Source organism: Stenotrophomonas sp. STEN009, from assembly GCF_056760395.1.
Window position 1 is genome coordinate 122,956 of the sequence record NZ_JBRRES010000003.1, and the last position, 21,286, is coordinate 144,241.

The following is a 21,286-nucleotide window of genomic DNA, read 5'->3' on the forward strand; positions in this document are numbered from 1 at the left end:
TCGCACAGCGCCACCCTGGGCGCTGCCGGGCAGGACGCCCCCGGTCGCTGCGACCGGGGGCGCAGGGGATCAGTCGACGCTGATCCCGGCCAAACGCTGCAGCGCCTCGGCGTACTTGGCGCGGGTGCGCTCGATGATCTCCGCCGGGATGTTCGGGCCCGGGGCGGTCTTGCCCCAGTCCAGCGTCTCCAGGTAATCGCGCACGAACTGCTTGTCGTAGCTGGGCGGGCTGGTGCCCACTTCGTACTCGTCGGCCGGCCAGTAACGCGATGAATCCGGCGTCAGCATCTCGTCCATGATGTACAGGCGGCCGTCGGCATCGGTGCCGAACTCGAACTTGGTGTCGGCCAGGATGATGCCGCGCTCGCGGGCGTAATCGGCGGCGAACTTGTAGATGCGCAGGGTGGCATCGCGCACGCGCTCGGCCAGTTCGGCGCCGACCTGCCGCACCATCGCATCGAAATCGATGTTCTCGTCATGGTCGCCCACCGCGGCCTTGGTCGAGGGGGTAAAGATCGGTTCGGGCAGCTGCTCGGCCTGGCGCAGCCCATCGGGCAGGTCGATGCCGCTGACCTTGCCGGTGCGCTGGTAGTCCTTCCAGCCGCTGCCGATCAGGTAGCCGCGGGCGATCGCTTCCACCGGCACCGGCTTCAGCTTGCGGGTGACCACGGCGCGCCGGGCGTACAGCGCCGGGTCCACGCCTTCAGGCAGCACGCTGGCCACGTCGATGCCGGTCAGGTGATTGGGCATCAGGTGCGCGGTCTTGGCGAACCAGAAATTGGAGACCTGGCAGAGCATTTCGCCCTTGCCGGGGATCGGGTCGGGCAGCACCACGTCGAACGCCGACAGGCGATCGGTGGCGACCATCAGCAGGTAGTCGCCCGGCGGGGTCCCTGCAGGCAGCCGCTCGCGCGGGATATCGAACACATCACGCACCTTGCCGCGGTGGCGCAAGGGCAGGCCGGGGAGATCGGATTGCAACAGCGTGGTTGGCACGGGCACTCCTGGGGCGTTGTCGATACGGCTGCCCAACGGACCCGGCGGGCCCGCTGACCAGCGGGCGGCCTAGTGTAAAGCCGTCCGGGCCCGCTGTGACGTAAAATGAGCGTCCATTTCGTCGGTCGACCCCGGAGCGCCATGCGCTGGTACGGAAAACTGCTCGGATTCATCGCCGGCGCCTTGCTGTTCCGGCCCAATCCGCTGTTCGGCGCGGTGGTCGGCCTGCTGATCGGCCATGCCTTTGATTCGGATTGGTTCCGCCTGAACAAGGAGAACCCGTACCGGGAGCTGGGGCTGACCTCCGAGGCCACCGATGCCGAGGTCGAGCGCGCCTACCGCAAGCTGATCTCGCAGTACCACCCGGACAAGCTTGGCGGCGCCGCCCCCGAGCTGCAGCAGCAGGCCGAGCAGAAGTCGCGGCGCATCAACGCCGCCTACGACCGCATCAAGACCCTGCGCAAGCGCTGACCCCTTTCCCCTCGTTGCAAGGCCCGGCCATGTCCCACTGCCTCATCGCCCCCTCCATCCTGTCCGCCGATTTCGCCCGCCTCGGCGAGGAAGTCGACAACGTCCTGGCCGCCGGTGCGGACTGGGTCCACTTCGACGTGATGGACAACCATTACGTACCCAACCTGACCATCGGCCCGATGGTCTGCCAGGCACTGCGCAAGCACGGCGTGACCGCGCCGATCGACGTGCACCTGATGGTCGAGCCGGTCGACCGCATCATCCCGGACTTCGCCGAAGCCGGTGCCACCTACATCAGCTTCCATCCGGAGGCCAGCCGCCACGTGCACCGCACGATCCAGCTGATCCGTTCGCTGGGCTGCAAGCCGGGCATCGTGCTGAACCCGGCCACGCCGGTGGACATCCTCGACTGGGTGCTGGATGACCTGGACCTGGTGCTGCTGATGTCGGTCAACCCGGGATTCGGCGGCCAGGCCTTCATTCCTTCGGCGCTGGACAAGCTGCGCGTGGTCCGCCAGAAGATCGATGCCAGCGGCAAGGACATCCGCCTGGAAATCGACGGTGGCGTGAAGGCCGACAACATCGGCGAGATCGCGGCTGCGGGCGCCGACACCTTCGTCGCCGGCTCGGCCATCTTCAATGCCAAGACCCCTTACCAGGACGTGATCGCGCAGATGCGCGCCAACGTCGCTGCGGCGCGGGGCTGAGGCATGAGCACGGTGGCCGTGTTGAACATCCGCCCGGCCACTGCCGCCGACGCGGGCCTGATCCTGCGCTTCATCCGTGAGCTGGCCATCTATGAGCGGGCCGAGCATTCGGTGCAGACCGACGAGATCGGCATCGCCGAAAGCCTGTTCGGTCCCGACGCAACTGCCCGCGCGCTGATCTGTGAAGCCGATGGCGAGGCCATCGGCTATGCGGTGTATTTCTACAACTACTCCACCTGGCTGGGCCGCAAGGGCATCTACCTGGAAGACCTGTATGTCAGCCCGCAGCAGCGAGGCGCGGGCGCTGGCAAGGCGCTGCTGAAATACATCGCGCGGCAGGCGGTCGCCGAAGGCTGCGGTCGCTTCGAATGGTCGGTGCTGGACTGGAACACGCCGGCCATCGAGTTCTACACCGCAGCGGGCGCGAAACCACAGGATGAGTGGACTGTATACCGGCTCGACGGCGACGCACTGAAGGCGTTTGCGGGAAGCCGGTAGCGCCAATCGTTGGCCGGCCAGCAGAAAGTCATCATCCCGCGTCGTGATTCCTTACGTAGGCAGGGCCGAGGGCGCAGGATGCGCAGAGCAGAGAACTCCTAGTTTTCAAGCTGGATTTTCCTGATTCCTTGGAAAGGCCGTCGGTGCCACTGTAGCGGCACACCGGCATGCAACTCATCAAACGGATGATTGTCGAATGCTGGTTTGCTGGACTATCAGGAGACGTGGCGTGAGGGAAATCACTTTCGAAGAAATGCGCAGCGTGTCCGGTGGCGCAGGTGTTTCTGCAGAAACCATCGGTTGCGCTGTTGGAGGCGCCCTCGGCTCACGAGGCGGCGCATTGGGGAGCGCCGCAGGCTGTATTGCGGGCGCTTACATTGCAAACAACTGGGGCAGCGGTGGCGGCATCAGGATCGGACCAGCACAGGCACTGGCAATCCTGACGATGGCCCGCTGATTCCCCGTCAGTCCAGTAACCACGACGTGTCCCGGCTGAAGAGCGCGTATGAACATCATCTGCTGTCTTCTTGTCGCCGCGTCGGTGTTGCTGGCATCCGCGGTGTTGTCGCCGATCGTCTCCGAGGGATCGCTCGTCTGGTATCTGGCTGCCGTTGCAGGCTTGGTCACTTTCCTGTGTCGCGCGATTCATCGGAGAACGGGTAACAAGAGGTAGCCCGAAATGTCGGGGTCGCCTCTCACACTGATCGTGGATGGCCGATGCCCCAGCGGTTGACCGGGCCTGAAGCAGGAAGGCCGCACTCCTGCGAGTGCGGCCCTGGAAGCTGTCGGAGGCTGATCCTGCCTCCATCCGTCGTCCCTGCTATGGCCTTCCATTCTCCGGGAGCTGAATGACACGCATGTGACATTCACTGCCGGCAAACGGTGCGTTGCTAGCCTGTGCCACCCCACACCGGAATCCCCGCATGACCGCACCGCGCTGGCGCCTGATCCTCAACGGCAAGTCCGCAGGCAATGACGAGCTGCGCGACGCGGTGCGCCATTGGCGGGAGCGGGGCGTGCAGCTGGAGGTACGTGTCACCTGGGAAGAAGGTGACGCCGAGCGTTACGTGGCTGAGGCCATCGACCAAGGGGTAGACGTGATCGTGGCGGCAGGCGGCGACGGCACGCTCAGTGCGGTGGCCGAAACGCTGGCCCACCGCGATGAATCCGCCGATGCCCTGCCTTCGCTGGCATTGGTCCCGATGGGCACGGCCAATGACTTCGCCACCTCGGCGAACCTTCCGACCGAGCCGGAGGCCGCGCTCGCGCTGATCGGGCAGACCACGGCACATGCCATCGATCTGCTGCGCGTGGATGCCGATGGCACGTCCTGGTGGTGCGCCAACCTGGCCAGTGGCGGTTTCGGCACGCAGGTCACCGTGGAAACCGATGCCGGCCTGAAGAAGATGCTCGGTGGCCTGGCCTACGTGATCACCGGCATCGCCAAGCTGGGGCGGATCGAGCCGATTACCGCGCGTCTGCACGGTCCGGACTTCGCCTGGGAAGGCGGCTTCATCGCGCTGGGGATCGGCAACGGCCGGCAGGCCGGTGGTGGCCAGCAGCTGTGCCCACAGGCACTGATCGATGACGGCCTGCTGGATGTCACCGTCGTACCCGAACTGGAGGGGGAGGTGGCGTCGACGCTGGGGCAGATGCTGACCGGTGGCAAGGAAGCGGCGCTGGAACGGGTGGCCACTCGCGTCCGGCTGCCCTGGCTGCAGCTCGAGTCGGCGCAGCCACTGACCCTGAACCTGGACGGTGAGCCGGTGCAGGCGCGGCGGTTCCGCATCGACTGCGTGGCTGGCCGGGTGCGCATGCATCTGCCGGCCGATTGCCCGCTGCTGGCCACGTAAGGTGGCTGCCACGCCTGGCGCTGCGGGGTTCCACTCCCGTCCAAGCTGCGATACAGTCAAGGGGTGTCCAGCCTGACGACCCCGCATACCCTTTCTTCCGCACGCCGTTGGTGGCGATGGTGGCCCGTTGCCGTCGTCCGCCCCCATAACGCTGTGTCCCGGAAGGAAAGTCGTCTTGAACTCGCACGCTCAGTTTCAGCTGCAGGCCGCTGAAGGCCACACCCACATTCCCGTTGTCCGCGAAGTGCTGTCCGACCTGGACACGCCGCTTTCGGTCTATCTGAAGCTCGCCGACGGCCCCAATACCTACCTGTTTGAATCCGTCGAAGGCGGCGAACGCTTTGGTCGTTACTCGATCATTGGCCTGCCGGCGCGCCGCGTGTATGCCTTCCATGGCCATACGCTGACCGTGCGCGAAGACGGCCAGGTGGTGGAAACCCGCGAGGTGGCCGACCCGTTTGCCGAAGTCGAGGCGCTGCGCAGCGCCCACTCGGTGCCGAAGCTGGAGGGCCTGCCGGGCTTCACCGGTGGCCTGGTCGGCTGGTTCGGTTTCGAGTGCATCGGCTATATCGAGCCGCGCCTGGCACCGCCGGCCGGCCGCGATGAACTGGGCACGCCGGACATCCTGCTGCTGCACTCCAACGAGCTGGCGGTATTCGACAATCTCAAGGGCCGCCTGTACCTGATCGTGCACGCGGACCCGCGCGTCCACGGTGCGTTCGAGCAGGCGCAGGCGCGCCTGGATGCGCTCACCGCAAAGCTGCGTGCACCGGGTGCCGGCTATCCCGCACCGCTCAACAGCGATGTGCTGGATGAATCCGATTTCGTCTCCGGTTTCACCCGCGATGGCTTCGTCGATGCGGTCCAGCGCAGCAAGGAATACATCCGCGCCGGCGACATCTTCCAGGTGGTGCTCAGCCAGCGCCTGAGCGTGCCGTTCAACGCACGCCCGGTGGACGTGTACCGCGCGCTGCGCGCATTGAACCCGTCGCCGTACATGTATTTCCTCGATGTCGGCGACCTGCAGGTGGTTGGCTCCTCGCCGGAAATCCTGGTGCGCCTGCAGGACGGCGAAGTCACCGTACGCCCGATCGCCGGCACGCGTCCGCGCGGCGCCACCGTCGAGCAGGACCTGGCACTGGAAGCCGAGCTGCTGGCCGATCCGAAAGAACGTGCCGAGCACCTGATGCTGATCGATCTCGGCCGCAACGATGCCGGTCGCGTATCAAAGGCCGGCACGGTGGAAGTGGGCGAGCAGTTCGTGATTGAACGCTACAGCCACGTCATGCACATCGTCAGCGAGGTGACCGGGCAGCTGCAGCCGGGCTTGAGCTATGCCGACGTGCTGCGCGCCACCTTCCCGGCCGGCACCGTCAGCGGCGCACCGAAGATCCGCGCGCTGGAAGTGATCCGCGAACTGGAGCCGATCAAGCGCAATGTGTACGCCGGCAGCATCGGCTACATCGGTTGGCACGGCGATGCCGATACCGCGATCGCGATCCGCACTGCGGTGATCAAGGACGGCCGCCTGTACGTGCAGGCCGGCGCCGGCATCGTCTACGACTCGGACCCGGACAAGGAATGGGACGAGACGATGAACAAGGGCCGCGCGCTGTTCCGCGCCGTCGCCCAGGCTGCCAAGGGCCTGTAAGGCACCCTGCGCCGTGGCCTGCGCTGCGGCACCTTCCGCTGTACCTGGCCCTCTCCCTGTGCGGCACCCACGTGTACGCCCACTCCCGATAAGCGACGGAACCCGACCATGTTGTGGATGATCGACAACTACGACAGCTTCACCTACAACCTCGTGCAGTACCTGCAGACGCTGGGTGCCGAGGTGAAGGTGGTGCGCAACGATGCAATGAGCGTGGATGAGATCGCCGCGCAGAAGCCCGAACGCATCGTCATCTCGCCCGGCCCGTGCACGCCCAACGAGGCGGGTGTGTCGCTGGAACTGATCCAGCGCCTCGGTCCGACCACGCCGATCCTTGGCGTGTGCCTGGGCCACCAGGGCATCGGCCAGGTCTACGGCGGCACGGTGATCCGCGCGGGCAACATCATGCACGGCAAGACTTCGCCGATCCGCCATGAAGGCAAGGGCGTCTTCGCCGGCCTGCCGGATCGCTACCAGGCCACCCGTTACCACTCGCTGGTGGTGGACAAGAACAGCCTGCCCGATGTGCTGGAAGTGACCGCCTGGACCGAGAACGACGACGGCTCGATCGAAGAGATCATGGGCCTGCGCCATCGCCACTTCCCGGTGGAAGGCGTGCAGTTCCACCCCGAATCCATCCTCACCGAACACGGCCACGCCCTGCTGCGCAATTTCCTGCAGCGACCGGCCGCCTGAGTCCAAGGAGCAATCCCGATGAGCTTCTCCCCCCAGGAAGCCCTGCACCGCACCATCGAGCACCGCGAGATCTTCTTCGACGAGATGGTCGACCTGATGCGGCAGATCATGCGTGGCGATGTTTCGCCGATGATGACGGCAGCCATCCTCACCGGCCTGCGCGTGAAGAAGGAGACCGTGGACGAAATCGCCGCGGCGGCCACCGTGATGCGTGAATTCGCCCGGCCGGTGCCGGTGGCCGATACCTCCAACCTGGTCGATATCGTCGGCACGGGGGGCGATGGTTCGCATACCTTCAACATCTCCACCTGCGCGATGTTCGTCGCGGCGGCTGCCGGCGCGCGCGTGGCCAAGCATGGCAACCGCAGCGTGTCGTCCAAGTCCGGCAGCGCCGACGCGCTGGAGGCGCTGGGCGCGGTGATCGAGCTGCAGCCGGAGCAGGTGGCCGCGGCCATCGAGCGGACCGGGATCGGTTTCATGTTCGCGCCGATCCACCACCCGTCGATGAAGGTGGTGGCGCCGGTGCGCCGCGAGATGGGCGTGCGCACCATCTTCAACATCCTCGGCCCGCTCACCAATCCGGCCAGCGCACCGTCGGTGCTGATGGGCGTGTTCCACCCCGATCTGGTGGGCATCCAGGCGCGCGTGCTTCGCGAGCTGGGCACCGAGCGCGCCATGGTGGTCTGGGGCCGCGACAACATGGACGAGATCTCGCTGGGCGCCGGCACCCTGGTCGGCGAATTGCGCGACGGCAAGGTGCGCGAGTACGAGATCCACCCGGAGGACTTCGGCATCGCCATGTCGGCCAGCCGCAACCTGCGCGTGGATGGCCCGGAGCAGTCCATTGCCCTGCTGCGCGCGGTGCTGGACAACGAGCCCGGCCCGGCGCTGGACATCGTCGCGCTCAATGCCGGCGCCGCGCTGTACGTGGCCGGCGTGGCCAGTGACATCGGTGACGGCCTGGCCCGTGCCCGCGCCGCCATCGCCAATGGCAGCGCCCGCCAGCGCCTGCAGCAGTATGTTGAGACCACCCGCGCGCTGGTTGCCTGAGCGCGTGGTTCAGCCTGACCCCGTCGATGGCCGATAATGGCCGTCCTCACCGCCCCCGCACCGAACCGAAGACGATGAGCGACATCCTGCAGACGATCCTGGCCCGCAAGGCCGAAGAAGTAGCCCAGCGCCGCGCCCAGCGCCCGCTCGAGGAGCTGCAGGCCGCCCTGGCCGGCGCCCCGCCGGTGCGTGGTTTCGTGCGTGCGCTGCAGGCCGCCGTGGCCAACGGCGACCCCGCGGTGATCGCCGAAGTGAAGAAGGCCAGCCCCTCCAAAGGCGTGATCCGCCCGGATTTCCGCCCGGCCGACATCGCGGTCAGCTACGAGTTCGGTGGTGCCAGCTGCCTGTCGGTGCTGACCGACGTGGATTTCTTCCAGGGCGCCGACGCCTACCTGCAGCAGGCCCGCGAGGCCTGCACGCTGCCGGTGCTGCGCAAGGACTTCGTGATCGATGCCTACCAGGTGTACGAGGCGCGCGTGCTGGGCGCTGACTGCATCCTGCTGATCGTGGCGGCGCTGGACGATACTCAGCTGGCCACGCTGTCGGAACTGGCACTGTCGCTGGGCATGGACGTGCTGGTGGAAGTGCACGACATCGACGAGCTGGAGCGTGCGCTGCAGGTGCCGGCGCCGATGATCGGCATCAACAACCGCAACCTGCGCACCTTCGAGGTCTCGCTGCAGACCACCCTGGACATGCGCCTGGCCGTGCCGCGCGACCGCCTGCTGGTGACCGAGAGCGGCATCCTCGGACCCCAGGACGTGGCGCTGATGCGTGACGCCGGCATCCACGCGTTCCTGGTCGGCGAGGCCTTCATGCGCGTGGAAGAGCCGGGCGAGGGCCTGCGTCAGCTATTCTTCGCGGCATGAAAACGCATTACCCGACGCCACGCGCGGATGCGCCGCTGGTGGTCTTCGACTTCGATCACACCCTGTACGACGGTGATTCGGGCACGCACCTGTTCGCCTCGCTGATCAAGCGCAACCCGTTGCGCATGCTCGCGGCGCTGCTGGTCACCCCGATTGCCGGGCCGATGGTGGCGATGCTGCCGACCCGCCGTGCCGGCATTTCGATCTACGTGTGGATCGGCAGCTTCGGCCTGCATCGTGCGCGCGAGTTCAACCGGGTGATCGACGCCTACGTGATCAGGAACGAGGCGCAGATGCGCGCCAAGCTGTTGCCGCAGGCGCTGGAGGTGTTCGCCGCGCACCGTGCAAAGGGGGATCGCGTGGTGGTGGCCACGGGCGCCCCGCCCGAACTGGCCCGCGCGATCCTGGCCTTCGTTGCGCACCAGGACGTGCCGGTCATCGGCACGGAGGTCGGGCCGCGCCTGGGAGGGGTGGGGCCGACCCGTCACTGCCACAACGAAGAGAAGATGCGCATGCTGCGTGAACGTGGCTATGGCGACATCGACATTGCCTACTCCGACAGCACTGCGGATCTGCCGCTGCTGCTGGCGGCGAAGGCGCCGGTAGTGGTCAACCCGAAGCCGGGCAAGGTGGCGTTCTTCCGCAGCGTACTGCCGGCGGGCACCCGCATCCTCAACTGGGGCTGCGTCGACCGCGGCGGCGACAAGGCCTGATCCACCGGGCCCGCCGGGCATGGCCCGGTGCTACCCCTTGCCGCCCGATGGCGCCGTGCCATTGCACGCCATCCCGCAGCGCGGGGCCATGCCCGGCGAATCCGCAAGCCGTCCGGTAGCGCCGGGCCATGCCCGGCGGGCGCGGGGCGGGGGCAGCGCGCCCGGTACCCCGTCACCGCGGGGCCGATCTGGAACAGGCTGATGCCCAGTACCAGCACGCCAACCGCGACCAGTACCCAGCGTTCCTTGACCTGCTTGACCAGGATCGCGGCCACCGGCGCGGCCATCATGCCGCCGATCAGCAGCCCGGCGACGATCTGCAGGTGCTGCACCCCCATCGACAGCAGGAAGGTGGCCGAGATGGTCAGGGTGACCACGAACTCGGCCGCGTTGACCGTGCCGATGGTGGTACGGGCCTGGCCGCCACGCGCCAGCAGGGTGGACGTGGCGATCGGGCCCCAGCCACCGCCGCCGCTGGCGTCCAGAAGGCCGGCAAAGAAGCCCAGAACCGGCACGCGGCGGATCTCGCCGCTGGGCATCCAGCGCCCGGCAGCACGGGCCAGGATGACGATGGCAAGCACCAACAGATACAGGTAGATCAACGGGCGAATGAAATCGCCGGGCAGTTGGGCGAGTACATAGGCACCGATCGCACCCCCGATCGCGCCGGGCAGCGCCAAGCGCACGAACAGGCGTTTATCGACATTGCCAGCCGCAAGATGCGACACACCGGAGGCGCCGGTGGTGAACACTTCGGCGGTGTGGATGCTGGCGCTGACCTGCGCCGGCGGCAATCCCATGCTCAGCATCACCGATGAGGAGACCAGGCCGAAGGCCATGCCCAGCGCTCCATCGACCAGCTGCGCACCGAGGCCGATGAGGATGAACCACCAGAATTCGCTGCTCAGTTCCATGCACCGAGCCTAGCGCGCGAAGGAGTGCGGACCAAGGTCCGCACCCACCGGGTGCTCAACGATCAACGGGTGCCGTAAAGCACCACGGTCTTGCCGCGGGCATGCAGCAGCCCGTCGGTCTGCAGCTTCTTCAGCACGCGGCCGGCCATCTCACGGGAGCAGCCGACCAGGCGCGCCAGTTCCTGCCGCGAAACGCGCAGCTGGCTGCCCTGCGGGTGGCTCATCGCCTCCGGCTCCTGGGCCAGATCGTGCAGGGTGCGCACGATGCGGTCGGTAACGTCCAGGAACGCCAGGCGGCTGGCCTTGCGGCTGGTGTCGAGCAGACGCTTGGAGATCTGCTGGCCCAGCGCGTACAGCAGGCGCGGGGCGTCGGCCGACAGCGGGCCAAGGAACAGCTGATGCAGGCGCTCGTAGCTGATCTCGGCCAGCTCGCAGGCGGTGCGGGTCCGCAGGATCACCTCGCGGCGGTCCGATTCCACGAACAGGCCCATCTCGCCGACGAACTCGCCGGCACCGAAGTAGCCCAGCACCAGCTCACGATCGTCATCTTCCTCGGCCATGATCGAAACCGAGCCGCTGATGACGTAATACAGGGTTCCCGCCGGGTCTCCTGGTCGGAAGACGTCGGTCCGGGTGGGATATCGCCGCCTGTGGCTGTGCGCCAGGAAACGATCGATTGTTGCGATATCCAGGGCCAGTGGACTGCTAGCTAGGCGCACGGTTGACACGATAGGGGCGCTCCCTCTGCGCATGAACGGATTCACGGGGTCGATAGCGGAGCTTAACCAGCGCAATTGTTAAGGGCAAACAGTGTGCCAGAACTCTTGCGTCTTCACGTTCCCCCCGGGGGCGGTTTGCCCCATAATTCACCCTTTCTCTTCTTACACAGGAATCGACCGCCGTGGTCAAGCCGTTGCCTCGCCTGAGGTTGCAGGGTTTCAACAACCTCACCAAGGCGCTGAGCTTCAACATCTATGACGTGTGTTACGCGCGCACCGAAGAGGAGCGTCAGCGTTACATTGAATACATCGATGAAGAGTACAACGCCGACAGGCTGACTCAAATCTTGACCGATGTCGCCGAGATCATCGGTGCCAACATCCTGAACGTGGCCCGCCAGGACTACGATCCGCAGGGTGCCTCGGTGACCATCCTGATCTCCGAAGAGCCGGTGATCGACAAGAAGCTGGCGGGCAAGGAGCTGATCTCCGACGCCGTGGTCGCGCACATGGACAAGAGCCACATCACCGTCCATACCTACCCGGAAACCCATCCGCAGGAAGGCATCGCGACGTTCCGCGCGGACATCGACGTGGCCACCTGTGGCGTCATTTCGCCGCTGAAGGCCCTGAACTACCTGATCGAGAGCCTGGAATCGGACATCGTGATCATGGACTACCGCGTCCGTGGCTTCACCCGCGATGTGAAGGGCAAGAAGCACTTCATCGATCACAAGATCAATTCGATCCAGAACTTCCTGGCCAAGAACATCAAGTCGCGTTACGAGATGTTCGACGTCAACGTCTACCAGGAGAACATCTTCCACACGAAGATGCACCTGAAGGACTTCGACCTGGATCAGTACCTGTTCGAGGAAAAGGCCAGGAACCTGTCGTTCAAGGAACGCATGAAGATCGAGGCGCTGCTCAAGCGCGAGATCGAAGAGCTGTTCCACGGTCGCAACCTGTCCGAGTAACACCCCTGTGCGATGCCGGCAGGCATCGTCACCCAGGCGGGACGACCCGCCCCGTGGAACCTGCGTGCTGCGCAATTCATAGTTCCACGGCGATGTACCGACCTACGGCCCGGTGTGAAGACACCGGGCCGTTTCGTTTTTCAACCACTAGGTAAGGACCCCCACCCATGCCCTGGATCTACCTGCTGCTGGCCGGCCTGTTCGAGATCGGCTTCGCGCTTGGAATGAAGTACTCCGAAGGCTTCAGCAAGCCACTGCCCACGGCCGCCACGGTCGTTTCCGCGCTGATCAGCCTGTACCTGATGAGCCAGGCCATGAAGAGCATTCCGGTCGGCACGGCCTATGCCATCTGGACCGGCATCGGGGCCATGGGCGTGGCAGTGCTGGGCATCTACCTGTTCAACGACAGTGCTTCACCGGCCCGCCTGGCCTGCGTGGGCCTGATCGTCGCCGGTGTGATCGGCCTGAAGCTGGTGTCGCCGAACTGAGCCGGCGCTGAGGCGTCCAATGCCGCGTTGCCGGCAGCGCCGGGCCATGCGCGGCGGCCGTTCAGAGGCGGTACGCGATGGTCTTCATCACCTTCGAGGCCAGCGCCATCGCCCCCGGAATCGGGAAGGGCAGGCGGCGGGCGCCGGCCTGCTCGGCATGGTCCGCATGCCGGGCCTCGTCCTGCTTCATCACTTCGATGACCGCGCGGCTGCGCAGGTCGGCGGCCGGGAGATCGACCAGATGCTCATCCAGGTGGGCCTCTACCTGGCGTTCGGTCTCGACGACAAAACCCAGGTTCCAGCCATCACCGCGCAGCCCGGCCAGGGTGCCGATGGTGTAACTGCCTGCGTACCAGAGCGGGTTGAACAGGCTCGGCCGGCTGTCCAGTTCGGCCAGGCGGGTGGCACACCACGCCAGGTGGTCGGTTTCCTCCTGCGCTGCCTCCAGCAGATGCTCGCGGGTGGCCGGGTCGCGGGCCACGGCGGCCTGGCCGAAATACAGGCCCTGCGCGCAGACCTCGCCGACGTGGTTGATCCGCATCAGCCCGGCCGCATGGCGGCGCTGGCGGGCGTCCATGCCCGGCTCGTCGGTGTCCACCGCCGGATAGGGGCGGCTGGCCGGCGGGTTGCCGAACACCGTGTCCAGGGCGCGCTGGGCTTCGGTCAGCAGGTGGTCCAGCGGGGTGGTCTGGCGGAGCACGGTCATGGCGATACGGTGGGGCGGGAGACCCGCCGATTCTCGCCCGCGCCCGCGCCCCTGCCAACCCGGGACAGGGGGCGGCTTGCGCCGGGGCCTGGACCTGCGTACAATCCCGCCTCTTGCGCTTCACCTTTCACAACGCGTGGCAGAGTTCCGGCGAGTCCTTCGCCGCAATGAGCCCGACCTAACCTAGAGTTCTTCATGAGCACTTTCACTGCCAAGAACGAGACCGTCCAGCGCGACTGGTACCTCGTCGACGCCGAGGGCAAGACCCTGGGCCGTCTCGCCACCGAGCTGGCCCGCCGTCTGCGTGGCAAGCACAAGCCGGTCTACACCCCGCACGTTGATACCGGCGACTACCTGGTCGTCATCAATGCAGAAAAGATTGCCGTCACCGGCAAGAAGCTGCAGGACAAGATGTATCACCGTTTCACCGGTTACATCGGCAACCTGAAGACCGAGTCCCTGGCCCAGGCGCTGGAGCGCCACCCGGAGCGCGTGATCGAGATCGCCGTGAAGGGCATGCTGCCGAAGGGCCCGCTGGGTCGCCAGATGTACCGCAAGCTCAAGGTCTACGCCGGCACTGAGCATCCGCACGCCGCACAGCAGCCGCAGGTTCTGGATATCTAATCATGGCTATCACTCAAAACTACGGCACTGGCCGCCGCAAGTCCTCCACCGCTCGCGTGTTCCTGCGCAAGGGTTCGGGCAACATCACCGTCAATGGCCGTCCGCTGGACGAGTTCTTCGGTCGTGAGACCGCGCGCATGATCGTGCGCCAGCCGCTCGAGCTGACCAAGAACACCGAAAGCTTCGACATCCTGGTCACCGCCACCGGCGGCGGCACCACCGGCCAGGCCGGTGCGATCCGTCTGGGCATCGCCCGTGCGCTGGTCGAGTATGACGAAACCCTGAAGTCCGAGCTGCGCAAGGCTGGCTTTATGACCCGTGACGCCCGTGAAGTCGAGCGTAAGAAGGTCGGTCTGCACAAGGCCCGTCGCGCCACCCAGTTCTCCAAGCGCTGATCCACTGCGCCTGGCTGGGCTCCTCCGGGAGCCCGCTGGTTGGAAAAAGCAAAAGCCCGGCTTTGGCCGGGCTTTTGCCGTTTCGGGGTTGTGCATTGGAGAGAGTGGGGTCAGGGCCCATTCCTGCGAACAACCCCGGGGTTCTCTCTGGAGGGGGGCCCCCTTGATGTTCAAGGGGGTGCGCCGACAGGCGCGGGGATAAGGTGGAATGCGCGACCAGATTAAACGCAGAAGGCCAGATCTTTCGATCTGGCCTTCTGCGTTTAATTTGGCTGCCCCGGATGGATTCGAACCACCGAATGCCTGAGTCAGAGTCAGGTGCCTTACCGCTTGGCGACGGGGCAATGTATCGTGTAACTATTTTCTCACTTTTCACGCTGAAAAACAACTTCAGCATGGTGGCTATGGGTGGACTCGAACCACCGACCCCAGCATTATGAGTGCTGTGCTCTAACCGGCTGAGCTACATAGCCTTGGTGAGCCCGCTATTCTGCGGATACGCCGTGGGACTGTCAACACATTTGTGCCGCGCTTGTCGCCTGACAGGTGGCGTGGGATAGTCCTGACCAGTAGATTTTTTTAGGAGTCCGCATCGTGATCGATCCGGACGGCTATCGACCGAACGTCGGCATCGTGCTGATGCGGCAGGACGGGCAGGTGTTCTGGGCACGACGCGTGCGCCGGGATGGCTGGCAGTTCCCGCAGGGTGGGATGAACACCGACGAGACGCCCGTCGAGGCCATGTATCGCGAACTGCAGGAAGAGACCGGCCTGCTGCCTGAGCACGTGGAAGTGCTGGGGGCAACGCCCGGCTGGCTGCGCTACAAGCTGCCGGCGCGGGCAGTCCGCCGCAATGAACGGCAGGTCTGCATCGGCCAGAAGCAGGTCTGGTTCCTGCTGCGCCTGACCGGTGACGAATCCCATGTGTGCCTGGACCATACCGATTCGCCGGAGTTCGATCACTGGCGCTGGGTGGATTTCTGGTATCCGGTGGAGCATGTGGTGATGTTCAAGCGCGGCGTCTACGCGCGCGCGCTGCGACACCTGGCGCCGCTGGCGCGCGGGGTGGCGGGGCAGGGCGTCACCGCCATGCCGAAGAGCGCAGCGGAAGCGTGGATGCCCGGCAATACCGCGGGCCACGACCGTCCGCGCAAGCGGCCGCGCAGCAGGGGCTACTGGCCAAAAAAGGCGCAGGAAGGACCGACGAGCTGACCGCCTGAACGGTATCGAGAATGGTTCAGGTCTCTGATTGACAACCATTCTCGTTTCCATTGGAATAGCGACCAGGCCGCTTCTGGCCTGTCAGCCCGGTTCCCGCCTGTGTACGTCTGCATCTGCAACGGAGTCACCGACCACCAGATCCGCGAAGCCGCCAGCCATGGCGTGACGTCGGTGGCCGAGCTGACCATGCGTACCGGATGCGGCGCTACCTGCGGGTCCTGTCTGGACATGGCCGGCGAGCTGCTGGCCAAGGCACGTGCCACCCACGATCTGCCGCTGCCGGTACTCGGTCTGGCCCAGGTCGCCTGACTGTTTTTTCCGCGGTGCGTTGATACCGCGCCTGCGCATCCTTCACGTGCGGCCGCACAGGCCAATGCGCACGATTCGCGTTCCTTCACGACCGCACGCAAGGCGGTAAAGTGCCTGCGTTTTCAGCGTGCAGGAGTATCCCCATGAAGGGCGACACCAAGGTCATCGAATTCCTCAACAAGGTCCTCTACAACGAGCTGACCGCGATCAACCAGTATTTCCTGCACGCCAAGATGCTGAAGAACTGGGGCATCAAGGAACTCGCCGAGCATGAGTACAAGGAATCGATCGACGAGATGAAGCATGCCGACATGCTCGCCGACCGCATCCTGTTCCTTGAAGGACTGCCGAACTTCCAGGCGCTGGGCAAGCTGCGCATCGGCGAGAACCCGACCGAGATCCTGCAGTGTGACCTCTCGCTCGAGCGTGATGGCGTGGTCACCCTGCGCGAGGCGGTGGCCTATGCCGATTCGGTCGGCGACTATGTGAGCCGCCAGCTGTTCGTGAAGATCCTCGATTCGGAGGAAGAGCATATCGACTGGCTGGAAACGCAGCTGGACCTGATCGAGCGCATCGGCGAACCGAAGTACCTGCTGAGCAAGCTCGAAGAGTGAGTCAGCCCGCCTGGCCGGCGCGATGCTGTGCCAGGTACCCGCCCAGCGCCACCCGTGCCCGGGCGAATTCGGCCACCAGCAGCGCAACCGCAACGGCGGGGCGCTGCAGACTGCCGGCGCGGGCCTCGTGCTCGATCCGCTGTGCGACCGCCGACAGCGACATCGCGCCGACATTCGCGCTGGAGGACTTCAGGCTGTGCGCGACTGCCTGCAGGCGCTGGCCATCGTGGTCCTGCGCCGCCTGCTGCAGCGCCTGCACCATCGCCGGTGCGTCTTCCAGGTACACCGATACGATCTGCGTGGCGGCATCACCGATGACCGCCTGCAGCTCGTCCAGCACGTTCCGGTCCAGAACCGGGTGGGCGACAGGTTCTGGACCGGCCTTCGCTGCCGCCGCCGGAGCTGCCGGCGTGGGGAGGGCTTTGGGGCCCCAGCGCAGCAGCAGCGCGTGCAGCGTGTCGCGCGCGATCGGTTTGGACAGGTAATCGTCCATGCCTGCTCGCAGGCAGCGTTCGCGATCACCGGCCATGGCATTGGCGGTCATGGCGATGATCGGCAGGCGCCGGCCTCCGGCTGCGATCTCTTCCTCGCGCCACTGGCGCGTCGCGGCGTAACCGTCCAGCACCGGCATCTGGCAGTCCATCAGCACCACGTCCACACCGCCTTCGCGCAGCGCGACCAGTGCCTGCTCGCCATCGGCGGCGTTGCGGACCTCGCACTGGAACACCCGCAGCAGGTGTTCGGCCACCATGCGGTTGACCGTGTTGTCCTCCACCAGCAGCACGCGTAGACCGAGCGCTGGCAGGGCAGCCGGTGCCTGGCCCTCTTCGGCGGCAGCCAGCCAGGCGGACGGGCGCGCGCTGGCGGTGGGCGTGGCAAGCAGGGCGTGCAGGGCGGCATCCTCGAAGGCGACCGGCAGCTGGCGATGGCGCGCCTGCGCGGGCAGCGGCTCGTCCTGCAGCCACAGCACCTGCAGCGTGTCGTCCTCACCGCGCGCAGCCAGCGCCTGCCGCAGACGGGTTCCGCCGCTGCGGCGCGCAGGCGCATCGATCAGCAGCCAGGCCGGCGCAGCGTGCCCGGGGCGGGGCACGGCTCGCAGCCGCTCGGCCAGCGCGTCCATCCCGTCGATGACCTGCACCTGCAGCTCGTGACGGGCGGCAATGCGTTCGATGCGCGCCTGCAGGTGGCTGTCGGCACTGAACAGCAGCAGGGTGGCCGGTGCGCGTGCCATCGCCGGCAGGTCGCCGGGAACTTTCAACAACGGAATCTCGAACCAGAAGCGGGCGCCCTGGCCGGGGGTCGACTGGACGCCGATGTGGCCGTGCATCAGGTCGATGATGCGTTTGCAGATGGCCAGGCCCAGGCCGGTGCCACCATAGATGCGGGTGGTCGACGCATCGGCCTGGCTGAAGGACTGGAACAGGCGTGCCTGCTGGGCCTCGTCGATGCCGATGCCGGTGTCGATCACTTCGAAGCGCAACTGGTGCTGGGCCGGACCTTCGCCCAGCCGTTGCACGCGCAGCTGCACCTGGCCGCGTGCCGTGAACTTGATGGCATTGGCCAGAAGGTTGCTCAGCACCTGCCGCAGGCGCACCGGATCGCCGCGCACGGGAAGGCGGACCGTCGGATCCAGTTGCAGCACCAGTGCCAGTCCCTTGGCGTCGGCAGCGCGCTGCATCAGCTGCACCACGGCGTCGAGCAGCTCGCGCAGATTGAAGCTGGTGATCTCCAGCTCCAGTGCCTGTGCTTCCAACCGCGAGTAATCGAGGATGTCGTCGACGATACGCAGCAGTTGCTGCGAGCTGGCCGATGCGGTGGCCAGCATCTGCCGCTGATCCTCGCCCAGCGGGCCACGCGCGATCAGCTCCAGCATCGGCAGGATGCCGTTGAGCGGCGTACGGATCTCGTGGCTCATCGTGGCCAGGAACTCGCCCTTGGCCAGCACCGCCGCCTCGGCCGCCTGCTTGGCCTGCAGCAACTGCTGTTCGAGCTGGCCCTGGCGCTCGGTGGTGCGGCGCAGCTGGTCGCGCTCGCTGGCCAGCGCGGCACGATCCCGTTGCAGTGCGGCCAGCGCCTGGCTGCGCGTGCGCAGGCGCAGCCCCGCCAGCAGCAGCGCGATGGCCGCCACGGCCAGGGCCACCAGCAGCACCGCCCACAGCGGCATGTCAGAGCACCGCGTTGTGGAAGTCGAAGTTCAGGTCGCTGCCGGCGGACTGCACCATGTTGCCCTGGATGTAGTCGACCCCTCCCACCCACATCGCGGCCGCTGCCTGCGGATCTTCGATCTGCTGCCCGATGATCTGCAGACCGGCGCCGTGCGCCCGCTCGATCGCCCTGCGCAGTTCTTCGCGCGTGCCTGGATTGGCGTGGCTGCTGGAGAAGCGCGCAGCCATGCGTACGAACGAAAGCGGCAGCTGGCCCAGCAGCGCGTCGGCATCGTTGCCGGGCTCGAACTGGCTCAGGCAGAAGCGCACGCCGGCCTGCGCCATGCGCTGACAGAACTGCTGCAGCGGCACGGTGTGGATCAGCGCATCGGGCAGGCGCACGTCGATGACCAGCGCGCTGCCTGGCAGGTCACGCTGCTGCAGCGACTCCAGCAGCCAGTCGGCGAAGGCGTCGCGCTGCAGGGTACGCAGCGACTGCGAGACGAACAGATTGAGCGGCTGGGTGGCATGCCGGTACAGATCCAGCAGGCCCAGCGCATGATCGAGCACCTGCTGGTCGAGGTCGGCGATGCGGCCGGCGGCTTCGGCGGCCGGAATCACCTGGCCGGCGGTCAGCACGGTGCCGTCGGCCTGGCGCAGCCGCAGCAGGACCTGGTACTGCGCGCTGCCTCCACCGGCGACGGCGACGATGGGTTGGTAAGCCAGTTCCAGCTGGCCTTCCAGCAGGGCCAGATGCTCCTGTTCGCTGATGGCCTGCCGATGCACGTGGCCGGCCACGCCGGCACTGAGCAGGCGTGCCTGCAGGGTCGTGCGCTCGACGGCTTCCAGCGCACTGGCGGCATCCTCGAAGCCGGGCGACAGCGGTGCATAGCCGACCACGCCACGCAGGTGCACCGATTCGTCATCGCGGATCACGAAGGCCCTCGCGGAGAGCTGCTCGCGCAGGGTGGCGGCCACGCTCTCCAGCCTGTCCTCATCGGCATCACGCGCCAGCAGCAGGAAACTGTTGTCGTTCAGGCGCGCCAGCAGGTGCGGATGGCCGGCTTCGGCCAAGCGCTGTCCGGCCTGCACCATCAGCCGTTCGAACGCAGCGTAGCCATAGCGCTCGCGCAGGCCCAGCGCGCTGGCCACCTCGATGAAGAACAGGCCGCCACGATCATGGTGGGCCAGGGCGGCATTGAGCTGCTGCAGCACATGATGGCGCGTCGGCAGGCCGGTTTCAGGATTGCTGGTGGCCGGCGTGCCGGAGGCGCCGGGCAAGGTTGCCGCCTGCGCGCGGGCACGGCGGATGCGGTTGGCGACCGCCGCGATCAGGTGCCGCGGCCGGATCGGCTTGCTCAGGTAGTCGTCGGCACCGCTGTCGAGCACTTCGAACTGGCGCTCCGGATCGGGATCGCCGCTGAGGAACACGATGGGCAGCAACTGCAGGCCAGGCTGCTGGCGAATCATCGCCGTCAGCCGCATGCCGTCCAGGCCGGGAAGGTGCAGGTCCATCAGGATCAGGTCAGGGCGATGGTCCTTGATCGATTGCTGGACGCCTTCGGCATCGCTGAGCACGATGGCCTGCATGCCGGCGCCGTGCAGCACGCTCTGCGCGAACAGGGCCTGCGCACGGTCGTCCTCGACGATCAGCACGCGGTAGGGTGAATCCGCCGGCGCCGGTGCCGGGTCGTGGTTGCCCGCCTCGGGCTGTGAGGTGACGCCCGGCAGCGGCGGCGGAGCACCGCCGGAGGCAGGCCCACTGTCAGCGACGCTGGACGGAACCGATGGGGAGGCACCCGCGTCCACCACCGCAGTGGCCCAGCGTTGCCAATGATCGGCCGGTGGCGTTTCAGCGCGACCCGGGCGGACGCCTGCGGGGGATTCAATTGCGGCCATGGAGGCTCCTGATGATCGCAGCCATTATGCGACACGCCCGGCGTTCATCTGGTGCGTGGCTGTTGCCGGTCAGTGCCGTTGCCGGCACGGGCAAGCCAACGCACGCCGCGCCACAGAGCGTGCCATGCCAGCCAGACCAGCAATGCGCCGGCCAGGCTGCATGCCAGCACCACGACCAGCGCGATCCAGGGGTGTGCCAGGGCCAATGCCAGGCCGCCAACCACCACGGTGTCTTCGGCGATCGAGGCGACCCAGTTGCTGGCCGGCTCCGGCGAGGTGTTGAGCAGGGCACGGGTGCCCGCCTTCAGGCCATGGCTGGCCAGGGCAACGCCGGCGCCGGCAGCGAGCGCACCGGTACCCAGCTGCCCATCCGGCGACAGGGTGGCGGCGGCGAGGAAGGCTCCGGCGGGGACCCGGGCAAGGGTCTGCACCAGGTCCCAGACCGAATCCACGCCGGGAATCTTGTCGGCAAAGAACTCGGTCACGGCCAGCGCCGCTGAGGTACCCAGCACCCACCACGACTCGGTCGCCTGCAGGGCGGGCGGCAGGTCGACCCAGCCGAGCAGGCCGGCCAGGCCGACACCGAAGACGGTGAGGTAGACACGGATGCCGGCCAGCCAGGCCAGCAGGATGCCGATCACGAACAGGTGGGCTTCGGTCATGGCGATGCTCCGATGGCGGAACTGTGCGAGGGGCCACACTATCGACGATGGCGTGCCTGAACGCCACAGACCTCGGTCGCCTCCAGCGCAGGAATCCTGCCGATCCTGTC

At 66.5% G+C, this 21,286-nt stretch carries 23 protein-coding genes, 2 tRNA genes and 1 pseudogene; 17 read left to right on the forward strand and 9 right to left on the reverse strand.

Features of this window, described 5'->3' with window-relative positions; all coding sequences use genetic code 11:
- Window positions 1-69 precede the first annotated feature (69 nt).
- On the reverse strand, window positions 70-996 hold the full coding sequence (locus tag ACVOMM_RS02545; protein ID WP_053515559.1) for a phosphoribosylaminoimidazolesuccinocarboxamide synthase: 927 nt from the start codon (window positions 994-996) through the stop codon (window positions 70-72).
- Window positions 997-1,137: 141 nt separating this feature from the next.
- Here ACVOMM_RS02545 and ACVOMM_RS02550 point away from each other — a divergent pair, with 141 nt between their 5' ends.
- From ACVOMM_RS02550 to ACVOMM_RS02595, 10 genes are all read left to right on the forward strand, one after another.
- Window positions 1,138-1,467: a J domain-containing protein gene (locus ACVOMM_RS02550; RefSeq protein WP_005411327.1), complete on the forward strand. Its 330-nt coding sequence runs from the start codon at window positions 1,138-1,140 to the stop codon at window positions 1,465-1,467.
- A 29-nt stretch (window positions 1,468-1,496) separates the two neighbouring features.
- Window positions 1,497-2,174 carry a ribulose-phosphate 3-epimerase gene (rpe, locus tag ACVOMM_RS02555; protein ID WP_065174373.1) on the forward strand — a complete coding sequence of 226 codons (678 nt, stop codon included), beginning with the start codon at window positions 1,497-1,499 and terminating at the stop codon, window positions 2,172-2,174.
- A 12-nt stretch (window positions 2,175-2,186) separates the two neighbouring features.
- Complete coding sequence (locus ACVOMM_RS02560) at window positions 2,187-2,672, forward strand: GNAT family N-acetyltransferase (protein WP_053515753.1); 486 nt, start codon at window positions 2,187-2,189, stop codon at window positions 2,670-2,672.
- A gap of 229 nt (window positions 2,673-2,901) precedes the next feature.
- Window positions 2,902-3,129: a hypothetical protein gene (locus ACVOMM_RS02565; RefSeq protein WP_146256251.1), complete on the forward strand. Its 228-nt coding sequence runs from the start codon at window positions 2,902-2,904 to the stop codon at window positions 3,127-3,129.
- A gap of 466 nt (window positions 3,130-3,595) precedes the next feature.
- Window positions 3,596-4,525 carry a lipid kinase YegS gene (gene yegS / locus ACVOMM_RS02570; RefSeq protein ID WP_481525854.1) on the forward strand — a complete coding sequence of 310 codons (930 nt, stop codon included), beginning with the start codon at window positions 3,596-3,598 and terminating at the stop codon, window positions 4,523-4,525.
- A 175-nt stretch (window positions 4,526-4,700) separates the two neighbouring features.
- Entirely contained in the window at window positions 4,701-6,176 is a 1,476-nt protein-coding gene (trpE, locus tag ACVOMM_RS02575) for an anthranilate synthase component I (protein ID WP_111186826.1), read from the forward strand.
- Window positions 6,177-6,284: 108 nt separating this feature from the next.
- Window positions 6,285-6,872 carry an anthranilate synthase component II gene (locus ACVOMM_RS02580; protein ID WP_074900025.1) on the forward strand — a complete coding sequence of 196 codons (588 nt, stop codon included), beginning with the start codon at window positions 6,285-6,287 and terminating at the stop codon, window positions 6,870-6,872.
- An 18-nt stretch (window positions 6,873-6,890) separates the two neighbouring features.
- Window positions 6,891-7,922: an anthranilate phosphoribosyltransferase gene (gene trpD, locus ACVOMM_RS02585; protein WP_065174377.1), complete on the forward strand. Its 1,032-nt coding sequence runs from the start codon at window positions 6,891-6,893 to the stop codon at window positions 7,920-7,922.
- Between the two features lie 74 nt (window positions 7,923-7,996).
- On the forward strand, window positions 7,997-8,791 hold the full coding sequence (gene trpC / locus ACVOMM_RS02590; protein ID WP_065174378.1) for an indole-3-glycerol phosphate synthase TrpC: 795 nt from the start codon (window positions 7,997-7,999) through the stop codon (window positions 8,789-8,791).
- Complete coding sequence (locus ACVOMM_RS02595) at window positions 8,788-9,504, forward strand: haloacid dehalogenase-like hydrolase (RefSeq protein WP_053515578.1); 717 nt, start codon at window positions 8,788-8,790, stop codon at window positions 9,502-9,504. The genes trpC and ACVOMM_RS02595 overlap by 4 nt, the downstream gene beginning before the upstream one ends.
- Window positions 9,505-9,659: 155 nt before the next feature.
- Here ACVOMM_RS02595 and ACVOMM_RS02600 read toward each other — a convergent pair.
- Window positions 9,660-10,418: pseudogene (locus ACVOMM_RS02600) on the reverse strand (sulfite exporter TauE/SafE family protein); the annotation flags it as partial.
- A 62-nt stretch (window positions 10,419-10,480) separates the two neighbouring features.
- Entirely contained in the window at window positions 10,481-11,170 is a 690-nt protein-coding gene (crp, locus tag ACVOMM_RS02605) for a cAMP-activated global transcriptional regulator CRP (RefSeq protein ID WP_010482649.1), read from the reverse strand.
- Between the two features lie 149 nt (window positions 11,171-11,319).
- Here crp and speD point away from each other — a divergent pair, with 149 nt between their 5' ends.
- Both speD and ACVOMM_RS02615 read left to right on the forward strand, forming a co-directional pair.
- Complete coding sequence (gene speD / locus ACVOMM_RS02610; protein WP_019661504.1) at window positions 11,320-12,114, forward strand: adenosylmethionine decarboxylase; 795 nt, start codon at window positions 11,320-11,322, stop codon at window positions 12,112-12,114.
- Between the two features lie 167 nt (window positions 12,115-12,281).
- Window positions 12,282-12,602 (forward strand): DMT family transporter, encoded by a 321-nt coding sequence (locus ACVOMM_RS02615; RefSeq protein WP_005411314.1) that lies wholly within the window; start codon window positions 12,282-12,284, stop codon window positions 12,600-12,602.
- A 61-nt stretch (window positions 12,603-12,663) separates the two neighbouring features.
- On the opposite strand, the gene coq7 is transcribed toward ACVOMM_RS02615, so the two are convergent.
- Window positions 12,664-13,308 (reverse strand): 2-polyprenyl-3-methyl-6-methoxy-1,4-benzoquinone monooxygenase, encoded by a 645-nt coding sequence (gene coq7 / locus ACVOMM_RS02620; protein WP_053515583.1) that lies wholly within the window; start codon window positions 13,306-13,308, stop codon window positions 12,664-12,666.
- Window positions 13,309-13,503: 195 nt separating this feature from the next.
- On the opposite strand from coq7, the gene rplM reads away from it, so the two are divergent.
- Together rplM and rpsI are read left to right on the forward strand one after the other, a co-directional pair.
- Entirely contained in the window at window positions 13,504-13,932 is a 429-nt protein-coding gene (rplM, locus tag ACVOMM_RS02625) for a 50S ribosomal protein L13 (RefSeq protein ID WP_005414692.1), read from the forward strand.
- Window positions 13,933-13,934: 2 nt separating this feature from the next.
- A complete protein-coding gene (gene rpsI / locus ACVOMM_RS02630) occupies window positions 13,935-14,327 on the forward strand; it encodes a 30S ribosomal protein S9 (protein WP_053515585.1) in 393 nt (130 codons plus the stop codon).
- 269 nt (window positions 14,328-14,596) lie between these two features.
- Here the strand turns inward: rpsI and ACVOMM_RS02635 are convergent.
- A tRNA-Gln gene (locus ACVOMM_RS02635) sits at window positions 14,597-14,671 on the reverse strand.
- Window positions 14,672-14,723: 52 nt separating this feature from the next.
- Window positions 14,724-14,800, reverse strand: a tRNA-Met gene (locus ACVOMM_RS02640).
- A 121-nt stretch (window positions 14,801-14,921) separates the two neighbouring features.
- On the opposite strand from ACVOMM_RS02640, the gene ACVOMM_RS02645 reads away from it, so the two are divergent.
- From ACVOMM_RS02645 to bfr, 3 genes are all read left to right on the forward strand, one after another.
- Window positions 14,922-15,539, forward strand: a complete 618-nt coding sequence (locus ACVOMM_RS02645; RefSeq protein WP_053515586.1) for an RNA pyrophosphohydrolase — start codon at window positions 14,922-14,924, stop codon at window positions 15,537-15,539.
- Window positions 15,540-15,647: 108 nt separating this feature from the next.
- Window positions 15,648-15,857, forward strand: coding sequence for a (2Fe-2S)-binding protein (locus ACVOMM_RS02650; RefSeq protein WP_032951724.1), 210 nt, complete (start codon window positions 15,648-15,650; stop codon window positions 15,855-15,857).
- 143 nt (window positions 15,858-16,000) lie between these two features.
- Complete coding sequence (gene bfr, locus ACVOMM_RS02655; protein ID WP_005414691.1) at window positions 16,001-16,471, forward strand: bacterioferritin; 471 nt, start codon at window positions 16,001-16,003, stop codon at window positions 16,469-16,471.
- Window position 16,472: 1 nt separating this feature from the next.
- Here the strand turns inward: bfr and ACVOMM_RS02660 are convergent, their stop codons facing one another.
- From ACVOMM_RS02660 to ACVOMM_RS02670, 3 genes are read right to left on the reverse strand one after another with little or no spacing between them, the layout of a single operon-like run.
- Window positions 16,473-18,635, reverse strand: coding sequence for an ATP-binding protein (locus ACVOMM_RS02660; RefSeq protein WP_481525855.1), 2,163 nt, complete (start codon window positions 18,633-18,635; stop codon window positions 16,473-16,475).
- Window position 18,636: 1 nt separating this feature from the next.
- Window positions 18,637-20,514 (reverse strand): EAL domain-containing protein, encoded by a 1,878-nt coding sequence (locus ACVOMM_RS02665; RefSeq protein WP_065174381.1) that lies wholly within the window; start codon window positions 20,512-20,514, stop codon window positions 18,637-18,639.
- 44 nt (window positions 20,515-20,558) lie between these two features.
- The gene (locus ACVOMM_RS02670) at window positions 20,559-21,176 is read right to left on the reverse strand and encodes a DUF4126 domain-containing protein (RefSeq protein WP_180875487.1); all 618 of its coding nucleotides are present in this window, start codon (window positions 21,174-21,176) and stop codon (window positions 20,559-20,561) included.
- Window positions 21,177-21,286: the final 110 nt, after the last annotated feature.